The organism is Hyphomicrobium sp. MC1 (assembly GCF_000253295.1).
GTDB lineage: Bacteria > Pseudomonadota > Alphaproteobacteria > Rhizobiales > Hyphomicrobiaceae > Hyphomicrobium_B.
In genome coordinates this window covers 4,068,090-4,088,630 of the sequence record NC_015717.1, presented here as the reverse complement: position 1 = coordinate 4,088,630, position 20,541 = coordinate 4,068,090, and the positions used below count along the sequence as shown (strand labels likewise).

General features: G+C 56.3%; 20 protein-coding genes, 1 tRNA gene and 1 pseudogene. 8 read left to right on the top strand and 14 right to left on the bottom strand.

What is annotated here, in order from left to right; translation table 11 throughout:
- Nucleotides 1-320 precede the first annotated feature (320 nt).
- Nucleotides 321-1,271, top strand: coding sequence for a hypothetical protein (locus tag HYPMC_RS19630; RefSeq protein WP_041300414.1), 951 nt, complete (start codon nt 321-323; stop codon nt 1,269-1,271).
- Nucleotides 1,272-1,332: 61 nt separating this feature from the next.
- On the opposite strand, the gene HYPMC_RS24370 is transcribed toward HYPMC_RS19630, so the two are convergent.
- Nucleotides 1,333-1,443 (bottom strand) — tRNA-OTHER (locus tag HYPMC_RS24370).
- A gap of 110 nt (nt 1,444-1,553) precedes the next feature.
- Nucleotides 1,554-2,222 carry a hypothetical protein gene (locus HYPMC_RS19625; RefSeq protein WP_013949842.1) on the bottom strand — a complete coding sequence of 223 codons (669 nt, stop codon included), beginning with the start codon at nt 2,220-2,222 and terminating at the stop codon, nt 1,554-1,556.
- Nucleotides 2,223-2,780: 558 nt separating this feature from the next.
- On the opposite strand from HYPMC_RS19625, the gene HYPMC_RS23455 reads away from it, so the two are divergent.
- A complete protein-coding gene (locus tag HYPMC_RS23455) occupies nt 2,781-3,251 on the top strand; it encodes a helix-turn-helix domain-containing protein (RefSeq protein WP_157135478.1) in 471 nt (156 codons plus the stop codon).
- Nucleotides 3,252-3,376: 125 nt separating this feature from the next.
- Here the strand turns inward: HYPMC_RS23455 and HYPMC_RS19615 are convergent, their stop codons facing one another.
- The 4 genes from HYPMC_RS19615 to HYPMC_RS19600 all read right to left on the bottom strand — a co-directional run bounded on the left by HYPMC_RS19615 (nt 3,377) and on the right by HYPMC_RS19600 (nt 5,713).
- Nucleotides 3,377-4,282, bottom strand: a complete 906-nt coding sequence (locus tag HYPMC_RS19615) for a hypothetical protein (protein ID WP_013949838.1) — start codon at nt 4,280-4,282, stop codon at nt 3,377-3,379.
- A 245-nt stretch (nt 4,283-4,527) separates the two neighbouring features.
- Entirely contained in the window at nt 4,528-4,881 is a 354-nt protein-coding gene (locus HYPMC_RS19610; protein WP_013949836.1) for a hypothetical protein, read from the bottom strand.
- 73 nt (nt 4,882-4,954) lie between these two features.
- Nucleotides 4,955-5,317, bottom strand: a complete 363-nt coding sequence (locus HYPMC_RS19605; protein ID WP_013949835.1) for a hypothetical protein — start codon at nt 5,315-5,317, stop codon at nt 4,955-4,957.
- A gap of 21 nt (nt 5,318-5,338) precedes the next feature.
- Nucleotides 5,339-5,713, bottom strand: a complete 375-nt coding sequence (locus tag HYPMC_RS19600) for a hypothetical protein (protein ID WP_041300408.1) — start codon at nt 5,711-5,713, stop codon at nt 5,339-5,341.
- Nucleotides 5,714-5,984: 271 nt separating this feature from the next.
- Between HYPMC_RS19600 and HYPMC_RS23890 the strand changes: the two are divergent.
- Nucleotides 5,985-6,182, top strand: a pseudogene (locus HYPMC_RS23890) (helix-turn-helix domain-containing protein); the annotation flags it as partial.
- A 46-nt stretch (nt 6,183-6,228) separates the two neighbouring features.
- Entirely contained in the window at nt 6,229-8,628 is a 2,400-nt protein-coding gene (locus HYPMC_RS19590; protein ID WP_157135477.1) for a P-loop NTPase fold protein, read from the top strand.
- A 1-nt stretch (nt 8,629) separates the two neighbouring features.
- Here the strand turns inward: HYPMC_RS19590 and HYPMC_RS19585 are convergent, their stop codons facing one another.
- Together HYPMC_RS19585 and HYPMC_RS19580 are read right to left on the bottom strand one after the other, a co-directional pair.
- On the bottom strand, nt 8,630-9,958 hold the full coding sequence (locus tag HYPMC_RS19585; protein WP_013949830.1) for a site-specific integrase: 1,329 nt from the start codon (nt 9,956-9,958) through the stop codon (nt 8,630-8,632).
- Between the two features lie 316 nt (nt 9,959-10,274).
- Entirely contained in the window at nt 10,275-10,538 is a 264-nt protein-coding gene (locus HYPMC_RS19580) for a hypothetical protein (RefSeq protein WP_013949829.1), read from the bottom strand.
- Nucleotides 10,539-11,215: 677 nt separating this feature from the next.
- Here HYPMC_RS19580 and HYPMC_RS19570 point away from each other — a divergent pair.
- The gene (locus HYPMC_RS19570; RefSeq protein ID WP_013949828.1) at nt 11,216-11,602 is read left to right on the top strand and encodes a hypothetical protein; all 387 of its coding nucleotides are present in this window, start codon (nt 11,216-11,218) and stop codon (nt 11,600-11,602) included.
- A gap of 784 nt (nt 11,603-12,386) precedes the next feature.
- On the opposite strand, the gene HYPMC_RS19560 is transcribed toward HYPMC_RS19570, so the two are convergent.
- The 3 genes from HYPMC_RS19560 to HYPMC_RS19550 all read right to left on the bottom strand — a co-directional run bounded on the left by HYPMC_RS19560 (nt 12,387) and on the right by HYPMC_RS19550 (nt 13,338).
- Nucleotides 12,387-12,704 carry a hypothetical protein gene (locus HYPMC_RS19560; RefSeq protein ID WP_013949826.1) on the bottom strand — a complete coding sequence of 106 codons (318 nt, stop codon included), beginning with the start codon at nt 12,702-12,704 and terminating at the stop codon, nt 12,387-12,389.
- A 155-nt stretch (nt 12,705-12,859) separates the two neighbouring features.
- The gene (locus tag HYPMC_RS19555; RefSeq protein WP_013949825.1) at nt 12,860-13,063 is read right to left on the bottom strand and encodes a histone deacetylase; all 204 of its coding nucleotides are present in this window, start codon (nt 13,061-13,063) and stop codon (nt 12,860-12,862) included.
- Between the two features lie 38 nt (nt 13,064-13,101).
- The gene (locus HYPMC_RS19550) at nt 13,102-13,338 is read right to left on the bottom strand and encodes a hypothetical protein (RefSeq protein WP_155831286.1); all 237 of its coding nucleotides are present in this window, start codon (nt 13,336-13,338) and stop codon (nt 13,102-13,104) included.
- A gap of 481 nt (nt 13,339-13,819) precedes the next feature.
- Here HYPMC_RS19550 and HYPMC_RS19545 point away from each other — a divergent pair, with 481 nt between their 5' ends.
- Nucleotides 13,820-14,092 carry a hypothetical protein gene (locus HYPMC_RS19545; RefSeq protein ID WP_013949822.1) on the top strand — a complete coding sequence of 91 codons (273 nt, stop codon included), beginning with the start codon at nt 13,820-13,822 and terminating at the stop codon, nt 14,090-14,092.
- A gap of 157 nt (nt 14,093-14,249) precedes the next feature.
- Here HYPMC_RS19545 and HYPMC_RS19540 read toward each other — a convergent pair whose 3' ends face one another.
- From HYPMC_RS19540 to HYPMC_RS23450, 3 genes are all read right to left on the bottom strand, one after another.
- Nucleotides 14,250-14,507 carry a hypothetical protein gene (locus tag HYPMC_RS19540; RefSeq protein ID WP_013949821.1) on the bottom strand — a complete coding sequence of 86 codons (258 nt, stop codon included), beginning with the start codon at nt 14,505-14,507 and terminating at the stop codon, nt 14,250-14,252.
- A gap of 534 nt (nt 14,508-15,041) precedes the next feature.
- Nucleotides 15,042-15,689 (bottom strand): hypothetical protein, encoded by a 648-nt coding sequence (locus HYPMC_RS19535; protein WP_013949818.1) that lies wholly within the window; start codon nt 15,687-15,689, stop codon nt 15,042-15,044.
- 582 nt (nt 15,690-16,271) lie between these two features.
- Nucleotides 16,272-16,901 carry an SH3 domain-containing protein gene (locus HYPMC_RS23450; RefSeq protein WP_013949815.1) on the bottom strand — a complete coding sequence of 210 codons (630 nt, stop codon included), beginning with the start codon at nt 16,899-16,901 and terminating at the stop codon, nt 16,272-16,274.
- A gap of 281 nt (nt 16,902-17,182) precedes the next feature.
- On the opposite strand from HYPMC_RS23450, the gene HYPMC_RS19520 reads away from it, so the two are divergent.
- Together HYPMC_RS19520 and HYPMC_RS19515 are read left to right on the top strand one after the other, a co-directional pair.
- Complete coding sequence (locus HYPMC_RS19520; RefSeq protein WP_013949814.1) at nt 17,183-18,277, top strand: glycosyltransferase family 4 protein; 1,095 nt, start codon at nt 17,183-17,185, stop codon at nt 18,275-18,277.
- Nucleotides 18,278-18,354: 77 nt separating this feature from the next.
- Complete coding sequence (locus HYPMC_RS19515) at nt 18,355-20,532, top strand: glycogen debranching N-terminal domain-containing protein (RefSeq protein WP_013949812.1); 2,178 nt, start codon at nt 18,355-18,357, stop codon at nt 20,530-20,532.
- Nucleotides 20,533-20,541: the final 9 nt, after the last annotated feature.

Sequence of the window (20,541 nt, the reverse complement as noted above, 5' to 3'; positions counted from 1 at the left end):
ACGGGCTTTTGCGCAGTCTGCGCAGTTCCTCCTACTACGTAGGTATACGGGTGCGCCTTGAGGGCGCGCCCCGCCCATCGAAGCCGAAAATTAAATCCGAGAATTAAATTCGGAACGCCCGCGTTGGCCATCGGGAATTAATTTCAAATGGCCGCTGTGTAATTCGCGAATTAGCGCCGTTCCAAAATTCGCGGCAAAAATAATTCGGCCCGACGCGGCATTGGCGTGCCGCGACGAGCCTGAAGATCGACCCTGCTCAAGAGGGCTAATCTGTGAAACCATTTATTAATGGGTCGCCCGCGACCTGGCTAGCAATATTTATGGCCGCGCTGTTTGTCAGCGTGTCAGCGTCCCAAAACATTTTGAATGGATGGTCTCTCGGAATTGCGACGTCCGAGATCCACGCGGCGATATTCGCGGCCGGCAGTTTAGCCGGCGCAATCTGTCAGCCGGTTTCGTGGTACGCGGCTTGGCTCGGCTTCAGCCGGAAACAAACCGGCCGCGCGATCATCGCCGCCGTGCTCGGCCTCACATGCTTGGCTTATGCAACACTCTCGAGCCTTGCTTTCGTGTCGACTGCCCGAACCGACGGGATCGCAGGTCGAGAGAAAAGTGCCGACCTCTACCAACTATCGAGCGATCGGGCGGCCGCCGCGCTTGCAGAACTGAAGACCATAAATAACACGCCACGCGGCAATGCTCGGACAGAAGCGCGAAAGGCAGAGCGCCGATCCCAGCTAGACTTATTGATTGCCGACGCAGAGAAAGCGCTGCGCGGCGATTCTGCGCCCGGCCCTATCGATCCCGCGGCGAGCAGCCTTGCCTCCTACGCGAGCGCGCTGGGTTGGCGCCTGAGTGAAGCCCAAATATCGCCGTGGCTCACAGCTGCGATAGTTTTGTTCTTCGAAATCGGCGCTGGGCTCTCGCTTATTGTTGTGAGTCTGGTCGCTGGAGCAGCACAAGTGAAGCTGGCGCCGAAACCCGAAGTCGATAGCGACGCGCAACCAGATGGAGCGAGCGACACCGAACCCGAGCCGAATCCGCCCGGCCGGCCCCGCGGTCGACCGAGATCCGCTACCCCAGAGTCGGTCATCGCACGCATTCGATCGAACGGCGGCGCCGTGAGCGGCAATCTCAATGCGATCGGTCGCGTGATCGGCTTGCCGGCGAAGACAACTACCCACCGGGTTTTGCGCGAGCTGCAGGCGACCGGCCACGTGAACGTCCAAACGACGGCCGACGGAATATCAGTTCGATTGCTCGCGAGTTAAAGCAGCCGCTGCTTCGGAATTAGTGTGACTATTGAGATCGTCTGCGATGACTCGATCTAGATGGAGCGGCCGGGGGGACTTGAACCCCCACGGGATTTCTCCCGCCGAATTCGTAGAGGCCCCGCAAGGCATCTACGCAATTCGGCGTGTCTACCGTTTTCACCACGGCCGCTATACCCGCCCATATGGGTTCGCTCATGGTCGGCTGCAAGTGCCAGAGCGTGGGTCGTAATCTCATAGCGATCGAAGATCTCGCGAGAGCGCCTTTCACGGATGTAACGATTAGCTCACGGACCCTCTGAGGACCTGAGTAACTAGCGTCATTTCGGGCAGCAGGACAGGTTCCTTAATATCAATTTTATAAGGAGGTTGTTTGAGGAACGGCAGGCTATCGAGCGCTCGCGTCAGCTTACCAACTACAATCTGGTACGACGGCGTTCCGAGGAAGCAGAACAAGCGGACTACAACGGTTGCGTAAAAGGTTCCACCAATTGCTACGACTTCCCACCCGATCTCATGCAAACGGGTGTTCGGAGCGGTCTCGCCGGCAGGACATCCTCCAATCCACTGCGGCTCCCCGTCGAATTGAAAGCCTCGAATGAAAGGCGTCAAAGAGTGTTCGAATGAATCGTATCCTAATTCGGCGACAGCATAAGAGTGAGCGATCTTAGCCAGCATTTGACAGAATGGCCTCGTGCTCGATGGACCAATCCGCATACCTTGCTTGTCTCCGGGCGCAAATTTTTTCATTCTCTCCCGATCAATAAGGCACCACGCCTCGAATGTAAGTTCGTCCTGTCGTCCTCTACCGACCAAGAGACCAGGTGGCGGAAATGAATAGGCGTAGTAGACCGTAGGGTATTCGTCGGCCTCTATCAGATTCTCCCCAATCTTCGTGTACTCAATCGAACCGTCGGGGTTGAACTGGCTAACTTGCATAGTCCGAACCATGAACTTCTCTGGTCGCGGATTCCGTGTTGGAGCCCCCACTGCGGTCCTAAACGGCCACCACATGTGTTGGAGACAGATAGTTTCAAAGTCGCGGGTGCGGTCGGCGCAACGTCGGCAACTCGATTTGTGAAATACGAGGGAATTCGCGGCCAGCCCGAAGGGAATGATGTGTTCTTTGCTGAGTTTCGCAGCTCTGCGGCCGCAATATGCGCACCGTTGAAGAGGACCGAATGATTTTGGTGCCGTTTGGATGTGAATTGTCATGATGTAGCAAAGAATAGGAGCATGAAGGTTTCGAACAGCCGCAGCGAATTTTAAGATGGATTATCGACCGGTTGCTTTCACCCTCTCAACGGCGCTCATCTCATCTAAAACATGGACAGCGGATCGGCCGCCCGTGATGCTCCTCAATTGCCGCCACAGTCTTAGCGCCACTCGAGCTAGCGCCAGTCGCAACCGCACCTAAAAAGAAGAGCGATTTGACGCCGCTACGCCCGCGCGTCGTTATGTAACCGTGAAGTAAATGGATCAATCGAAATGGGCACGCGGAAAAAAATAGTGAACACTGAAGCGACGCGCGAAAAGTTTTTGGACGCGCTTGCCGAAGGCATGACGGTACTCGACGCGGCGAAGCATGTCAGTCTCAACGAGCGCACGCTATATCGCTGGCGCCAAGTGGACGCGGATTTCGCAGAGAAGTGGGCGAAGGCATACGAGATCGGTACCGATTCACTCGAGGCCGAAGCACAACGCCGCGCTGTTGAAGGCATTGAAAAGCCCGTGTTCTATCAGGGTGTTCAGGTCGGAACGGTGCGAGAATATTCTGATACGCTTCTGATCTTCCTTCTTAAGGCTCGCAATCCGTCAAGGTACTGCGAGCGCGTGCGCGCCGCTCGCATTGAAGCTGAGTCCGAGGCTGCGCGTCTTCGGGCAGAAGCGGCGAACAACAATCAGGCCAGCGCGGCGGTCATTAAGTTTTTGGCGGACTTGGCATCGCAAAAGGCGGCACTCGCTAAGAAGGCGGCGTGACGCACCGTGTCGTTAGTGGACCGAACTTCGAGCAGACCTGGCAAAACCGATTAGATTGCGCCAAAGAAAAGATTGATTTGGCGCATCCTACCATTGGAACGTGGAAAATTTCCGATAGGCTGCGTTCACGGAATGTCTTTATTGGTTCTCAGGCTAGCTTCCCTCACATACGTCAGCACTGAAACGGCTATAAGCCCGATCCAGATCGCACATGGAACCTTCATCGCTATTAAAGCCAAGACAAACAAAGATACGGCTTGAGCGTTGATCATAAACTGCGTGTAAGTTGACGCGGACTTCCACCAAGGTGCTCCCGAATATGCCTTGAGTGCTCTCTGATGCACACGGAAACGGTACATCACATGAGAAAAGCACAATATCATCAGCGATAGTGCGACAAGGAGAGTTATAAGTAAGACGTTTTCAGGTATGCCAATTGATGCGGCGACCTTGGGCAAATCTGCTGAGCCTAACCCTTGAAGCGAAAGTGCAAAAATCGCCGTCGCCCAGGCGGGTACCTGCCAGATCAGATTATCAAAATGTCTATACTCTTCGCTATATTTCGCATCGAGTGTTTTTAGCGCGCGAATATCTTGGGCGAGGATTTCATTTTCTGTGCGCAGTGCAATGCAGCGGCTGTTGAACTCTTCGGTGCCGCCGGTATTGCGATCCTCGCACGTGCAATTGCCATGCTTCACTGTGTGAATGACAGAGTGAGCTGGCATGTAGACATTGTGAACCACGCCAGGTTGGGTCGTAAATAACTCTCCTTCGCGAAAGATGCTGATTCGTGGAGTTGGACCTTTTTGCTCCGCGTAAGCGATCCAACCTTTTTGGACGATGTAGGTCTCTCTGACTTCCTTATGATAATGGCTCTCTTGCCATCCGCCCTGCGTGCTAGCTTCGGTTCGAATATAGGCCGTGCCGTCCACTTTCTTGAGCCGGAATCTAAGTTCGTTGTTTGGCATCTGGTGATGTAATGTGAAAATGCCGTGCTCCGATTGTGCTTCCTTGCAATCAATTACTCTCATCACAGGTCCCGCCGATTGCTTTGAATACAAAATATGGGGTGATTTACGCGAACCCACCGCGGTAGCCCAGCAAAGATTCTACCTCTCGAATGCAGCGTCCGATGTTCCCTATCGTGGCGCATTGACTGAGGTAACATTAAGCCGTGAGCGCAAGTATCCAATATTGCTTTACAGCCAAACCTACCTGTGGACCGAAACCGAAGCCGCGATAAGTTTTATGCGGACAGGGGCAGACTCGGGTGCAACTATTTCCCAATTTCCAACGCCCGCCTAACGGCGCGCTGGGCAATTTCGCGCTGATGAAGCGTGAGTTCCTCGCACGCGGCTAAGACCAAGCAAACGACGTCGACAGTAAGCGGACCAGCTCGCCCGCGAAGTTCGGCGCCGATGATATCAGAGACCCTATAGAGGATTTTTCCGCTCGGAAGTTTTACGAATGGCGCGCCTTTGTTGCGCTTCCGGAGATTGCACAGATGCGTCGGCGTCAGCCGCCAATGGCTGCACAACTCGTCTGACGTAATGAACACGTCGGAGAGCATGTTGAGCAGCGGTCGGAATGCTTCGACCTTTTCAGCGGCGGGCAGCACCGTTTTCAACATTCGAAACTCGTCGCGGGCGGATAACGGACGCCACTATGAGCGGCGGCCGTCGGGAGAGCCAATTAACAAAGCCTTATTTCGGGTTCGGCACCGTCTCGAACGCAGCGCGGATGTGCCGTTGAGCAATCGCGCGATGCTCCGTTGAAAGCTCTTTGCACGCGGCGAGCGCCAGGCAGACACGATCGACCGTTAGTGGGCCGGCAGTGTTTTGCACTTCAGCGGCGATGATCTCGCTGAGCCGGTAGCGAACGCCGCCGCTGTCGAGCTTGATGAACGGCCATCCGCGATTGTTCTTTCGCAGGTTCGCTAGATGGACCTCCGTGTAAGAGTATCGCGCCGCGATTTCTTTCGGCTTCACGAGCACGTCGTTTAGCAGCTCGAGCAAAGGGCGGTAAGCCTCGTGCTGCGAGACGATTCTAGGTTGCGTGAGGATCATAGGTCGCTCCGGGAGTTTCGTTCAGCTAATGCGAAAAATTCCGCGGCCTATGTCCGCAAAAGAACCGTCGAGAAAGCGAAGACCCAAGATGATGTTGCTGGACTCTGGCTCACTCACGACAATCGCGTGATAGCGGTCAGCGATAGCCTGCGCTTCAGCAACCAATTTGTTTAGGGTCTTTTGAGCCCTGGTCGCCGAGCGGGCACGAAGGCCGTATCGACTTAATGCGATCGCGTCTTTCGCTATGTCCGCGGGATACAAACATCGCGCGGCAGAGGTTTTTCCCAAAACTGCTGCGACCCTGACGTCGTTCTTGCTGCTGAAGACTGCTGTCTCGTCGGCCGTGCGGTTTTTGGCGCTTTTAGACGCGTTCGGTTTGCTGTTTGTGGTTTTCATTTTGACCTCACTAGCTTCTCAAGGCTGCGATGATCGGCGTTAGCCACCGCCACCTTGGAATTTAAGACGACTGCAGAATATCGCGAGTCTGTAAACTTGAAATTAACAGCAAAAACAATAGGTTATAACGATTTTCGTTATTTATTGTTGCTCATCGTTGGGCGTCCCGACACGCTAAAACCTGAGCAGATTCAAAAGCGTCGCTCTGCAACCGGGCACGGGTTTTTACGACTATCGTAATTTCCATCGCGGCGGATGAAAGCGGCGGCGCGCTCTTCTCGATAGGAATCAGGAGCGGTTGGCGACCGAGAGCGGCTTGGTGGTGTCGACGATCAAGCGGCTCGAGAACGGCGGCATGTCGAAAGCGTCGGTCGAAAACATCGATAAGATTTCAGACGCGCTCGCCGCGGCCGGCATCGAGTTTTTCAACGGCGGCGAGCCGGGCGTGAGATTGCGCAGGAAAGCCTAGTGAGGCAGCAAATTCGATTCGCACGGGGATGAATCGAAATGGCGTCGTGGAGCGCAGCAAATCTTGCGATACGCTAAAACCGCATATGATTCGCAGCGGTGCAAATATGAATTTCAAATCTTGGCTTGGCGAACGGCTGCGGAGGACAAAACAGCAAGAGTCTCAACCCGATAATTTGAGTGCTGACGTCCCGATCAAATCGCACCCAGACGACATTTTTCGTCGGTCACAATTTGTCGCTCGTATTACTGAAGTGCTTTTGTACTCCAGAGCACGAGAGGGCCGCGTTTTTGCGATCCGGGGTGATTGGGGGTCTGGAAAAACGTCCCTAAAGAATCTCATTGTAGAGCAGCTTCAAAAGCAATCTGGTAAAGCCGATTGGTTGGAGTTTAACCCGTGGCAATGGGGCAGTAGCGAAAAGATTGCTCGGGCTCTATTTTCGCAAATGGCTGCCAAACTCGGGGGCGCTCACTCGTCGAAAGCTCAAAGCCGAGCAAGAGCGCTACGTAAGTATGCCGCGATACTGTCAGGCGTAGCCCAACCACTTAAAGATGCGAAATCCGACTTTTCGGACTGGTTGGTTATAGCAGCGCTTGTCGCTACGAGCGCCGGATTGGCTCTCCCGCAGATCGCCGGCGCGGCTGTGGCTCCAATCTTCTTGGTAGCGATTGCGCTTATAAAAGTTGTCGTGTGGGTACTCAACTATCTGGGCCGCGATCAATCAAACGAATCGCTCGACGCAGTGCGAACCGATTTGGAAGATCGCCTGGCTAAAAGCTCTCGACCGCTTATCGTCTTTGTAGACGATATCGACCGCCTTCAGCCGAAGGAAATACGAGTACTTTTTCGCCAGATTAAAGCGAACGCGAATCTTCCCAACATTATCTTCGTACTTCTCTATCAACAGAGCATCGTGGAACGCGCGCTCAATCCTGTAGCGGGGAAAAACGGTCGCGCTTACCTCGAGAAAATTGTCCAAGCGAACTTCGACCTGCCTCTTGTTCCGCAATCAAAAATCTACTCCTTTTTTACCGAATCTTTGCAGGCAATCATCGGCGACTTAGCAACGGAGGCCAATGGCTTCGAACAAGTAAGATGGGGGAATGTGTTCATTGGAGGGGTGCAGCCGTACCTCCGAAACCTTCGAGATGCAAAGCGGCTACTTTCTTCCCTTTCAGTTTTGGTGCCTCTTTATCGAGGCAAAAGCGCGTTCGAAGTGAATATCATCGACTTGTGCGCGTTAGAGACGCTGAGGCTTTTCGAGCAAGAAACGTATGCCTCGTTGCCTCTACGGAAGAGCCTTCTTTTGCAGAGTCATCGCTTCACTGGCGATCGGCGAGACACGCTCGACAAAGCCGAAATGCAAAGCCTCATAGAACGTAGCAGGGCCGACGACCGACAAGCGGTCAAAGATATTTTGAAGGAGCTTTTTCCGAGAGCCGCATGGACGATAGAGGGACCTCACTACGGAGAGGAATGGCTCGCGGATTGGACTAAGGCTAAAAGAGTTTGCTCTCCGCGGATGTTTGATCGCTATTTTGAACTTCAAGTATCAGAGACAACAGTCTCCGAATCCGACTTCGCGGAATTTGTGGCTAGTTCGGCCAATGCATCCGATCTCAGAGAGGTTGTTGCGAATCTGCAAGCCAGAGGCATCCTAGACGACTTAGCAGTAAGAATGGACGGTAGCGTAGAGAGTCTGCCCATCGAGAATATCGCCGTCCTGCTCCCAGAGATTTTTGATATTGGAGAAAAACTATCGCGAGAGGCAGACAGCGTTTTTGATTCCGGTTTTTTGCACGCTTGGCGCGCCGCTTCTTGGTACCTGAACCGTTTGCGCGATCTGAAAACCCGGGGCCATATATTTATCGGCGCGATGCGCGCAACGGACTCTTTAGCAGTGGCAGCAACGCTGATTTCAATTGAGTTGGAAGCTAGGAAAAAGCGCGAAGGCGCAAACTCGGAGAGCCAAAGAATTGGTGAAATTTCCGACGCGGATCTCGAAGCTGCAAAATCACTGTGGGTTGAGAAATTTACCCACCGCCTTGCCACCCTCGGGCGAGATGTCCTGTTAAAAGATAAGAATTTGGTAAGTTTTCTGTATCGTTGGGCCGAGTTTAGCGGCGATGAGAGTTCGGCGCGGCAATGGATATCTACTGCGACCGATACGGACTCCGGCCTAGCCAAGCTGATAGTTCGATTCATGAGCGTAGGTTCGTCTCACGCGATGGGAGATAAAGTGTCTAGGCGAACCGAGAATTTCGATCGTGCAGGCATCGAGAAATTTTTCGATCTTACGGTTTTGAATACCCGCATGCAGAAATTGGATATCACCAAGCTTGATGATCAAGAGCGCCGAGCTGCAAGTATTTTACAAAAAAGCTTGAGAAGTTGGCTTTCAGACTACTCTGATGATTTGACATCATCGAGTGATCCAGATCGATAAGCTACATGCCGCCGACTGACGGCATTAGAAACTCAAGCAGTTGATCGCCCCACTTTGTCAGCGCATCCCGTTTCTCAGGGTCATACGAGTATTGGTCGTAGACCTTGCCGGTGATTGTCCCGCGCCGCACGCTGATGTGGTTGAGTACGAGCGATATCGTGTGCGGATTAACGCCGAGCTTCGCCATGCCCGTAGCTGCGGTGCGCCGCAGATCGTGAATGCGAAAGTTCTCTATTCCGAGCGCGTCGCGTGAGCGCTCAACAGCCTTTGTCGGAGCGTGCGGGTCAATAGGCTTCTGCGGATCGATTGCGCTGGGAAATAGCCAAGTCTTGTTTCCTTCACTGAGCGCCAATGCGGCGCGCAAAAGCTTAACAGCCAATGGTGAGAGAGGCACGCGGTTCGGCTCGCCGTTCTTCGTCCGCTCACGCGGAATGATCCAAATCGGTGCGATATCGTTGAGGTCGAGTTCTGATTTCGCGATGCCGGCGACTTCGCCGATGCGCTGGGCCGTCACAAGCGACAGCTGAATGGCTAAGGCGGTGGCGCGGGTCATATGCAGTTCGTCCTTGCCGACGAGGCGTTCGCCCATCTGCCCTCCCTTGGGAAGCTTGCGGCGCTCGACCGGCGTAGCCTCAAGCGCTGCCCAAAGCGTGCGTATCTCGTCGGCCGTCAGCTCGCGCTCGCGCGCCTTCTCCCGTTTGATCGGTGGCGACACGCCGGCCGTCGGATCGATTTGCAGGACGTCTCGGCTGATCGCCCAGCGAAAGATTGTGCGCACAACTTCAAAGACGCGGTTCGGACGGTGCGTCATGAGGCGGGGCGTGTCGGTGTCTTTTGTTCGGGCATCGCCCTTGGCTTGCACGGTATCCAAGAGTTTGATGATGTCTCGCTTGCGAATGTCGACGGCCTTCATTGACCCGATCTCGGGATTGATGTGCCGGTCGAGCATCGATCGATCGTCGCGCCGGGCGCGCTCCGACTTGTTGACCTTGCCGTGCCGCTCGATCCAATCGTCGGCCAGTTCCTTAAATGTCGGCGCCTCTTTGCGAGCGCGCTTGCCAGCCGCAGGATCTTCGCCTCGCGCGATCTCCCGCTTCAGATCCTCTGCCCAGTCGCGTGCCTGCTCGAGCGTGAAGTCGGGAAAGGCGCCGAGCGTGACAGTGCGTTTGGCTCGATCGCTTTGGCGCCGGTAGCGGAGCGCCCAGATTTTACTGCCGGCCTTCGATACGCGAAGCTCGAGACCGCGGGCCTTCGTGTCTCGAACCTCCAAACGCCCGGCTGAAGCAACGGCGGTTTCAACAAAACGAGCGGTGAGCTTACGCGCAGACATGGTGACCTCAAATATTCTGGGTACCGGCTGGGTACCAGAACGACGCGGATTTCGTCAAACTTGCTCGGACGACGCCAGACTCACATTAACCAGTTAGAAAGCTGTTATTGAAGCCTAAAAGTCGAAATCAGGCAGTGAGAATGCAATATTTACGGAAGTTCGTAAAATCGATGTCAACAGGCTCATAACCTGAAGGTCGTCAGTTCAAATCTGGCCCCCGCAACCAATCCCTTCTCGCAATTTTTTCACGACGAGCTCGCGCCGTTTCGTTGGGGAGAAACGCGCGGAAGGCAGGTTTGGCTTTCTCGTCCGGATCCTAATGCGCTGACGGTAAGCCGGCTGCGTTCGGAGCGGTGGACGCCGGGCGATCCAATGTCTGGTCTGCCACGGTCGTCACCGTGCCGGGATATCCCAGCCGAATAATTACGCCGAGCAGCGCCATACCGAATGCAGCCCCCAAGAGCATCATCGGCAAGCTTGAGCCGACGTTGTTCGCACTTTCAAATGCGTCGTCGTCGATTTGCCGATCGGGAATGCGCGTTTCGGCTTTGGAAGAATGCGGATCTGCCCACAGAGCCATGTTCTCCTCCATTGATCGGGCCGCTGGTCGTTACGGAAGTCCAACGTTACCCATGAGATGCCGCTCTGGTCGAATAATCCGCAGGCATCCTAAATCACGACCGCCGCGGCGTGTGCGGATCGCGTTCCAACATCATCCGAATAACGTCGAGAGCGCTTTGTGATATTTGCAGATATTGCTGCGTCTGATTCGAGCTTGCCTTCATACGCTCGGCGAATGACAGGGCCTGTCTGGCACGAATGTCTTTTGACAGGCGAAAATCGACCCAAATCACATTGTCTCGAAACATGACGCACAGCTCACACGTTGGCGGCCTTTCTAGCCAACGTGCAATCAGTATGCCTCGTTCCCACGCTTTGTGAATACTGTAGAAAGCGCCAGCAAAATGCCGAGTTGTTTTTCGCGGTAGCGAGCGGGTTTGCTGCGCATGCGAACAATAGCGACGTCTCTGGCCGCCGTTCAATGTGAGCCAAATAGAATTGCGAGAGCACGCACCTCGCGCGTTCCACAAAGTCCCCGCAGTTTTCGGGTGCGGAGCGGGTTCATGGCCGATCTATCCACAATCGGCCCACAGTTATTTGCTTAACTGAGCGGATCGTGAATTGGCCGTCGTGGCCTCCCGGTTAGACTGGCACGGGATCTGATGAGCAAGGAAGTTTGATAAACGCGGGGTAGCGGTGGGGGATGACCTCAAAGCAATCGTAATTTCCGGGCGCTTGAGCGAAGCTGCCAAAGGCCGCGCTTATGCGTTCGAGGCCTTCTCCGCCGCCTTGGCGTTCATGCGATCCGCAAAAGCGGTAACTGTTATTATCGAGTTCAGCGTTGAGACCGACACGCTCGATTTCTACGATGCTGTGAAGGTCCTTAAGGTGCCTGTCGTTTTCTCGGCAAACAGCCTGCAGCCCTCGGAATTTGCCCAGTTCGGGATAAAGGCGGCCGACGTCGTCTATCCGGAACGCCGCACACGGCTGGAGGGCTTCGCCGATTATCGCCCAAGGCCTGGTATTCGCGGCTCGTCGACCACCATTCGCCCGATCAAGTCCCGCGTGCTTTCCGAAGCCTGAAATGGTGCGCCGCGGCAGCGGCAATTGTGTCGCCGACCAATGTCCCGCTGGAAGAGAGCCTTAAGACAAAAAGGCTAGGGATCTGCTACGGTCGGCCGTTCAACGCCAATGCCCAGCACGAGGCACCATGCATCGCCACGTAAAGATCCTCACCGTCGCTTGTATTTTGATCGCAATCGGCTTCGTTGCTGGCCGCTATATTATGTACACGGATGTGGCCCACTACGATGGCGACCATCCTTGAGGCCAATCGGCCCTCCGCTGAGGACGCCTATCCGCGAGGCGTGCCTGCGTCCATCATCACAGTAGCACGGGGCATGTTCGGCCTCTCGTGATCGAACAGGCGCCACCCGATCACAACCGTGACGGCGATAAATCCAAGGATGCACAAAGGGAGCAATCCCTCTTCGCGCGCGTTGATTTTGTCCTCGGACTGGCGGGTAACAGTCATCGCTCTTGTCCCATCTTTTCGATCGGCAACAGCTATCCCACTACCGCCCGGCCCTTCAGCCGAGCGCATACGAAACGCAACTGTCGCCACTGCGATTTTTAAGAGAGAACCCCCGAGGTCCACTCAAACTTTCCGCCCCAATCCCACCACAGGGGTGCCGCTATCGCAACACACAATTTATTTCAAAACATAAGCCTTGACGGCCGCAAAATCCCGCAAATGCGCGTTGCGCCGTGAGCATGATATGCCCTTGGAGATAATAAGGCGGTTTGATTTTGCAGGATTGTCAGGTCGGGTTCGGCAGCGAAATGCCGGACCATACCGTCGCCGCCGTTAGCACCAACGGTGGTTGGAAAGGCAGCGGCGATAGGCGTGTCCGACCCATCCCCACCGGCTGGCGCACATGTGCTGAACGCCTCTGCAGCCTGCGTAGCCGGATTCGTAGTAGCTTGAGTTGAAGGCGTAGCTATAGGCGCGGGAATATTCGATGCCGTACGGCGGTCCGCTATAGCCGCGCCAGCTCTTGCGGATCCAATGGGTTTTCTGAGTCAATCCCGGATGCGCAAGTTCGCCAAGAGCGAACGGACCAGCCGCTGCCGCATCTGCAGCGAGAAGGCACGCTGTAGCAGCAACGATTGCGATTTTCTTCACGACATCTCTCCGATTGGAAGGCAGATCCCGTCGGGAGTGTCGGCGAAAGATATTGCTGTCGGCCTATAGCGTGTCCAAGCGCCCCGGTTATTTATGCGCGACGGTTTCTGCGTCGCGAATACGCGAATCAAAACGAGACGATGTTTCCTGTTCCGCTACCTTGGCTGACTGGCAGGAGGAGGCGCATTTGAGCCGGTACCCGTGGCCGATGTCTCGACTCGAGGATTCATCTGGCCGTAGTAATAGGCGCCGGAACCGAGCGCAAAAGCGGCCAGCAGCACGATCACAAGCACATTGAGCGTACGATCGCTGGTCCGCACCAAGTCATCGAGCGTCCTGTTTTCATGCCAGAAGGCCATGGTCCATCTCCCTGCGCCAATCTCTCTTGCGATTGCTGTCAGTCCGCCTGAGGCTGAGGAACTGAGGGTGCCTGCGGCACAGTTATGGCCGGCCGCGCGGTCAGCTCGGTGACGTCGCTATCCGTCAATATCCGCCCATACATCAACAGCGAAATCAGCCCGACGCCGAGAACCAGAACGCCCAGCAGGCCGATCAGCGATACGATCCGCGCCGCCCGACGCGCATCGGCTTCGTCGGCGACGTCAATGAAATCGTGATCATGATCAATCGTCATGAGTACGTCCTCCATACGTCTATGGAGAGCGTAACGGCTCATGTCGGGGGTGGGTTCCGAAAAGTCGAAAATGCCCCTGAAAATGCAGAAGAGAGCGGCATTGTAAGCCGCTCTCTTCTTGAGCTTGTCGCTCAATGGACAGAACCATTTGGGGACGGCGCGGTTCTGTCTGCTGCCGATGACACCTCCGGGGTAGAGGTTGACCCTGTAGATCCAGGGGCAACAACTACTCAGCACACGTGCTGCTGTCGGCGTATGTTAAGCAATCTGATTTGGGTCACTGCGGTCAAGTCCACATCCGCAAAATTCGCTATGCGCCGAGCTACAACCAAAAGCGCGCAAGAGGGCCGCCGACGGTCGGGCTCCTTACGAAAACGTATAGCGAATCCATTGTTTTATTCATCTTGATGACAGCAAGAACAGGGTACCAGAGGGGCATCAGGCAATGTCAGCAGACGTTGCAAATCCTATGGAGCCCACGATGAACAAGACCCTGATCGCGGCAGTTGCCGCTGTTGCCACGATGCTCGGTGCTGGCGTTGCCAATGCGGCAGAAGCCACGAAGCCGGTCCACCATCATCATCACGCCACGAAGCATGTCGCCACGAAACACGTTGCGCACAAGCATGTCGCGACGAAGCACACCACGAAGAAGCATGTCGCCTCCAAAAAGACGACGAAGAAGCACGTTGCCTCGAAGCACACGAAGAAGCACGTCGCTTCCAAGAAGCCGGCCAAGAAGCACGTCAGCTAAGCTACAAAAACAGGTGCGCGGCTTAAGCCTCGCACCTGTTTTAATCTCGAATGGAACGAACAATCGTACCGTTGCCGAAACGTCGGCAACTTTCTTTCGTCATGTGCCGTCGGCCCGATAAAGGGGCCGGACCATACTGGGTCGTCGATCGATCGCTCTAGTCGCGCGCGCTTTGCAGGATAGCGTCGCTCAGCATCTGCGATAGGCCGATCAGCTCGTGAAGGCCCGTCTTGTCGTCTTGCAGAATGCCCAGCGTGACGTTCTGCCCGTCCGCATCGACGCTCGCATAGCAGATTGCCTTAAGCTCTCCGCACTCAGCGCGGGCAAGCAACTCTTTGAGCCCGACAATCAGCCGTTGCTTCTCCTCCAACTCTTTCTTTGCGCGTTCACCACTTAGAAGAACCAGATTTCCCATCTGCTCACCTTCCGCATCAGCCACAGAAGTTCAGACCGACTCCATGCTGGCATGCATTGGGCGCCTTCGTCTTTAGCGCATGCACAATTTCACCACCCATTGCGGCCATAGGACGCCGGTTGTCGCCACAAGTGTTACGCGGCGGACTCGGGGGCGGTCCCCCCGTGCCAAATGAAATCATCGTTATCGCTGGCAACGGAACCGCGGCTTTCCATTCGCGTTTTGTGTGTCGGAGCCGGTCGTGGAACCGCGCTCGAAAGACGCTCGCCCGGATGATTCGGTGAGCAAAACGGGCTCTGGAAGTTTTCGCATGCACGGCTGTTACAGCTCGGATGAGTTGAAATCTCTCGTTCGTATCTTGAACGATATTCTAGCTCAGGCACGAACGCGTCGCCCCGATCTCGCAACGGACGACGTTGTCGAGCGCGTTTTCTCGCTTGCGGATCGTGGCGAGCGCGATGCCCGGAAGCTGCATCAGGCCGTCTTCGGCGCGTCAGACATCCGCGTCCCACGCCGTCCCGCGCGGATCGCCGATCACGGCTTCGCTCCAAAAGGCGATGGCCACAGTGACGGATTGGTCAGGAGATCGAGGAAGCCGACTTTCGTGCCGATCGCCGCGAGATCTTTTCCCGATCCCTTCTGACCCTCTGCAGTTCCCTCACCTGTTTCGCCCACTTGCGCGGCAACGGCACGCGGGAGGCGATGTCGTTTTTCATTTGTCGTCAAGCGCCGTCGTGATGGTGCGCGCGCTTTGCCGTTGCCGTCGGTCTGTCGTGATGCGAGCACGAAGGATCGCGAGCTATTCGTCGTGACGATGTGGGGCGGATCGACTGCCGCCACAGGCGCGTGTGTCTGGACCGACGCAGCGGGCGTCGGCTTTGCTGCCGGAGCCGGAGCCGGAGCGGGTGTGGTTGTTGAGGGAGAATCGTCTTTCGCGATCGAATTCGTCGTGATGTCGGTAAATTTCGCGCTTAAGGCTTCGGCAGCGCGCCGCGCCGACGTCGCTGACGCGCGATTGTCGTTGAGCGCCGTGGTAAAATTTCCGCGTCCTGAATTCGGCACGAAAGCAGGAAGCGGGGCGTCGAACGACGTCAGGGGAAGCGCGTCGTCGGCCAGTGCCTGGGAGGCCTGACAGCCCGCGAGGGCAATTGTCAGCAATAACCTAGATGCAATGGGCGTCATCGTTCGTCCCCATGCTCCCCGCCAAGCATTTGGGAATGCAAGCGCGGCAACAGAAAGGCCGAATTTCTTCTCAGGCCGACGTTTATTGGAGCGATAGAATGGGTACTATTCCCGGCAGCCTGGCAATCGCCACGCCTGAGCCACATTCCCGACCAGAAGTCCTCCCCGAGCGAATCGCGGCTTACCGAGAACGGGGAAATCTAGTACCCCAGTAAACAGCCGCAGCAAGGGGAGGAGGGGAACGACGTGAAACGAGCGATTTTATTCTTTTCGGTAACCGTCGCGCTTGCCGGACCGGCATGCGCGCAGATGCGTTTCAATCAAAGACAGTCGGATACGAATCCCGCGATGGTCAGAGTTCCACCGTCGAGTCTTCCCGGTGCAGGTCTCTCCGGTTCCGCGACGTCGTCGACGAAATCAACGTATCCGAAGCCGATTCGACGCGAGTACGATCCGAACTTCATCGATCCGACGGCGAGAAATCGGAATCTGCGCAAGTACTAGCTGTCTCGGCGGTATCGAAAAAAAGCACTCGGAAGAGACAATCTTCCGAGTGCTTTCATTTTCTTCTGATGATGGGCGTTAGCGGCGATCGTCGGGTCGACGATCATCATGGCGGCGATCATCGTGCCGAGGGCCGTCGTTGCGCGGGCCGTCGTGACGCGGTCCATTACCCCAGTTTCCCGGCGGACGGTGCCAGCCTGCACCCGGCGGCGGCTTCATGCCACCCGGAGCGCGATAGCCGGAGCGCCACCAACCGGCGTGACGGGGACCCGGAGGTGGTGCGCGCCAGCCGGGACGCCCGTGGACCCGGAATCCAAACCACCGTGCTCTGTCAGCGTACCATGGGCGGCCGACGTAATAGCGGTTCCAATAGTCCGACGCGACGAATGCCACGACGGGAATGCCGAACGCTGCGATGCCGACATCCGGCAAGAGCGTCGTCTGCCCGCGGTAGTCGAAGCCGAGGTACTCGCTGTAGACCCAGCCGCGATTGGGACCCCAGATCACATCGCACCACGACTCATCGCGCAGACATCCGCGGACATCGACGGGCGCGCCTTCCGGAATAACGCCGACGCTCGGAAATTCCGTGTCTGGCCCAGTCCGCATGTTGACGTTTGCCGTGGAGTAGCCCGGCGAGGCCTCAGCAGCTGCGGTGCCCAGCGTCAGGAAGACGGCAAAGGCCCCCGCAAGTTTTCCTATTCTCATTACAGCTCCTCAATCGGAATGGTCTGCTCTCTTCAATCTGAACCATGGCAACGTCAAGACTATCGCAGCATTTGAGCAATGCCCGTCTTCCGCAATCTTCGCTGGCGCGCCGCTGTCTGTCTTTGACGAACGCGGAACCGGGCCAATGAATGCGCGATGTGTGCGGCGATGGCCCTGAACCGGTCCTGAATACTTTTCCGAACATCGAGTCGCACGGGAATAGGGGAACGATAGCCGTGGGGCTGCGTTCAACTTCCGGATCGAGACAAGGGCCGAAATCAATGAAAATTGCGCAAGTCGCTCCCCTTATCGAAAGCGTGCCGCCCAAGCTTTATGGCGGAACCGAGCGCATTGCTTCGTATTTAACGGAAGAGCTCGTGGCGCAAGGTCATGACGTCACGCTGTTCGCCAGCGGCGATTCCGTTACGGCGGCCAACCTCATCCCGTGTTGCGATGTTGCGCTCCGTTCTGATCCCAACGTTAGGGATCCGCTGCCGTATTACATGATGATGATCGACAAGGTCCGCCGGATGGCGTCCCGTTTCGACGTCATCCATTTTCATATCGATCAATTTCAGTTTCCGCTCTTTCGTTCTATCGCCGACAAAACGATCACGACCCTGCACGGTCGCCAGGACCTGCCCGACCTGCAATTGCTCTATCGCGCATTTCCAGAAATGCCGCTCATATCGATTTCGGATTCGCAGCGCGCGCCGATCCCTTATGCGAACTTCGCCGCCACGATCTATCATGGCATTCCACAGGACCTCTATCAGCCGACATTCAATCCACGCGGCGGCTATCTTGCGTTCATTGGGCGCATTTCTCCAGAAAAACGCTTGGATCGCGCCATCGAGATCGCCCGCGCCGTCGGCTTTCCGCTGAAGGTCGCCGCCAAAGTCGATGCGGTCGACGTCGAATATTTCGAACAGGTCATCAAGCCGCTGCTGCAGGGCGACGACATCCAATTCATCGGCGAAATCGGCGATTGCGATAAGGCGAAATTTCTAGGCGAAGCTTCGGCTTTGCTCTTCCCGATCGATTGGCCAGAACCTTTTGGCATGGTCATGATCGAGGCTATGGCCTGTGGAGCGCCGATTTTGGCATTCGACCGCGGATCGGTCCGCGAGGTCATCGACGAAGGCGTTACCGGGTTTGTCGTCGAAGACGTTCAAAGCGCGATAGCCGCGCTGCCCCGTGTTCTCGCACTCGACCGTGTGCGCGTTCGTCAACAATTTGATGAGCGCTTCACCGCTGCCTCGATGGCGATGAATTACGTCGATATTTACGCCCGCGCCTTCGCGGAAACAGAACACGCGTTGGTGTCGGTGCGGGGCGAAGACGTCGCAATAGGGCAGGAAACGCTCGTCAATTGATGTGATCGTGACTATGCTCATTGAGGAGCGTCTGCGATTGTGAGAGTGGCGCGATATCTTCGGAAGGGAGTGGTTCGATGGCAGTCGCGCCATCACGGCAGCCCGATCATGACGAAAACGAGATCGAACGGATTCATGCGGAAGCGGATAGCTCTCCACGCACGCACGAAACGCTAAAACATGACGATGCTTTCGCCGTCGTCGATACGCACGGCGATGTTGGCGCGTTCGGCAATCACGTCGATGGCTTCTTTTTCAATGATACGCGATATTTGTCGCGGCTCGAGTTACTGATTGCGCGCCATTCGCCTTTGCTGCTCGGTTCAACGCTGGACAGCAAGGACCTGCAGCTGTGTTGCGATCTGACGAACACCGACGTCTTCGCCGAAGGCACGCTCTGGCTTCACAAGGATGTCGTGCACGTCTTTCGGACGACGTACGTGCGAGAAGCTTCCCTGCGTCAGCGTTTGGTCTTCACCAATCACTCCAACGTCGATTTGATGCTGCCGGTGTCGCTTATCTTCGATGCCGACTTTGCAGATATTTTCGAAGTGCGCGGGATGCGCCGGGAGAAACGCGGCAGTGTCAAGCGCGTCGTTGATGCGCCGAACGCGGTCCGCTTTGTTTACTCCGGCTTAGACAACGTCGTGCGGCAAACGACGATCCATATAGATCCCGAGCCGGCATCTCTGAAAGAGACCTCGGCCTTCTTTCATCTGCACATTCCAGCCAAGCAATCCAAACGCGTCTTCATTACAGCCAGCGCCGGAACGGATCGCAAGCAGCCGCCGTGCTCCTACGTCAAAGGCTTGCGCGATGCTCATCGCGCACAGCGCCGCATCGAGCTGAAGGCCGCAAGCATTCGAGTATCCAATTCGGAATTGGATCAGGTGCTGTCGCGTGCGCTCGCCGACCTCCGGCTTCTGGTCACGGAAACGGAGGATGGCCCGTATCCCTATGCCGGAACGCCCTGGTATTCGACAACGTTCGGACGCGATGCGCTGATTACGGCCCTGCAGGTGCTGTGGCTCGACCCTTCGATCGCGCGCGGCGTCCTGCGGCGTCTCGCACGCTATCAGGCAGTCGAGCACGACGCAGCAGCCGATGCGCAACCGGGAAAAATTTTGCATGAAATGCGAAACGGCGAAATGGCAGCGCTGCGCGAAATTCCGTTTGGTCTCTACTATGGCAGCGTCGATTCCACGCCGCTATTCGTCGCCCTTGCCGGAGCTTACGTCGGCGTCACAGGCGACACGAAGATCCTGAATGAGCTTTGGCCGGCCATTCTGAAGGCGCTCGAATGGATCGACGGTCCGGGCGATCCCGACGGGGACGGTTTCGTTGAATACGCGCGGGAAACCGAAGCGGGATTGGCGAACCAGGGCTGGAAAGACAGCCATGATTCCGTCTTCCATTCTGACGGTTCGCTCGCCCAAGGCCCGCTCGCTCTCGTCGAAGTACAGGGCTATGTCTATGCTGCCAAGATTGCCGCTGCACGAATTGCAGAAATTCTCGAACATCGAGAACTCGCGGAAAATCTTCGCACCCAAGCCGCGGCGCTGCAGCAGAAATTCGAACGCGAATTCTGGTCGCCGGAAATCGGCACCTATGCCATCGCGCTCGATGGCGCCAAGAAACGGGTCGCGATCCGCTCAAGCAATGCCGGCCACATGCTGAGCACGGGCATGGCGTCTCCCGATCGCGCTAGCAGTGTCGTCCAGCAGATGTTGTCGCCAGGTTTCTTTTCCGGTTGGGGCATTCGCACGATCGCGACCACCGAAGCGCGATACAACCCAATGTCCTACCACAACGGCTCGATCTGGCCGCATGACAACGCCATGATCGGCGCCGGTTTTGCGCGCTACGGACAGACGGAGCGCATCGAGCCGATTTTCGATGGGTTGCTCGACGCCGCATTGAAGATGTCGCAAGGCCGGTTGCCGGAGTTGTTCTGCGGCTTTCGCCGGCGGCCGGGACGCGCACCGATTCTTTATCCCGTCGCGTGTTCGCCGCAAGCCTGGGCCAGTGGTGCCATGCTCCATATGGTCAGCTCGCTGATGGGCCTCGAAATCGACGGCGCATTGCGCACCATCACGTTGCGCTCACCGCGCTTGCCGCTCCGAGCCGGAGAAATTGAGGTGCGCAACATTCGTGCGGGCGAAGGTTCGGCCGATTTCGTCTTACGTCGCCACCACGGCGTCGTGACGATCGACGTCACCAATTGCCGTGGCGGCGCCAAAGTCGTCATGGCTTGAGCTGAATAT

Bases quoted from the DNA above. Each gene is read 5' to 3' on its own strand.
- HYPMC_RS19630 (WP_041300414.1), top strand. From the start codon at position 321: ATGGCCGCGCTGTTTGTCAGCGTGTCAGCGTCCCAAAACATTTTGAAT.
- HYPMC_RS19625 (WP_013949842.1), bottom strand. From the start codon at position 2,222: ATGGTTCGGACTATGCAAGTTAGCCAGTTCAACCCCGACGGTTCGATT.
- HYPMC_RS19615 (WP_013949838.1), bottom strand. From the start codon at position 4,282: ATGAGAGTAATTGATTGCAAGGAAGCACAATCGGAGCACGGCATTTTC.
- HYPMC_RS19610 (WP_013949836.1), bottom strand. From the start codon at position 4,881: ATGTTGAAAACGGTGCTGCCCGCCGCTGAAAAGGTCGAAGCATTCCGA.
- HYPMC_RS19605 (WP_013949835.1), bottom strand. From the start codon at position 5,317: ATGATCCTCACGCAACCTAGAATCGTCTCGCAGCACGAGGCTTACCGC.
- HYPMC_RS19600 (WP_041300408.1), bottom strand. From the start codon at position 5,713: ATGAAAACCACAAACAGCAAACCGAACGCGTCTAAAAGCGCCAAAAAC.
- HYPMC_RS19585 (WP_013949830.1), bottom strand. From the start codon at position 9,958: ATGTCTGCGCGTAAGCTCACCGCTCGTTTTGTTGAAACCGCCGTTGCT.
- HYPMC_RS19580 (WP_013949829.1), bottom strand. From the start codon at position 10,538: ATGGCTCTGTGGGCAGATCCGCATTCTTCCAAAGCCGAAACGCGCATT.
- HYPMC_RS19555 (WP_013949825.1), bottom strand. From the start codon at position 13,063: ATGGCCTTCTGGCATGAAAACAGGACGCTCGATGACTTGGTGCGGACC.
- HYPMC_RS19550 (WP_155831286.1), bottom strand. From the start codon at position 13,338: ATGACGATTGATCATGATCACGATTTCATTGACGTCGCCGACGAAGCC.
- HYPMC_RS19545 (WP_013949822.1), top strand. From the start codon at position 13,820: ATGAACAAGACCCTGATCGCGGCAGTTGCCGCTGTTGCCACGATGCTC.
- HYPMC_RS19540 (WP_013949821.1), bottom strand. From the start codon at position 14,507: ATGGGAAATCTGGTTCTTCTAAGTGGTGAACGCGCAAAGAAAGAGTTG.
- HYPMC_RS19535 (WP_013949818.1), bottom strand. From the start codon at position 15,689: ATGACGCCCATTGCATCTAGGTTATTGCTGACAATTGCCCTCGCGGGC.
- HYPMC_RS23450 (WP_013949815.1), bottom strand. From the start codon at position 16,901: ATGAGAATAGGAAAACTTGCGGGGGCCTTTGCCGTCTTCCTGACGCTG.
- HYPMC_RS19520 (WP_013949814.1), top strand. From the start codon at position 17,183: ATGAAAATTGCGCAAGTCGCTCCCCTTATCGAAAGCGTGCCGCCCAAG.
- HYPMC_RS19515 (WP_013949812.1), top strand. From the start codon at position 18,355: ATGGCAGTCGCGCCATCACGGCAGCCCGATCATGACGAAAACGAGATC.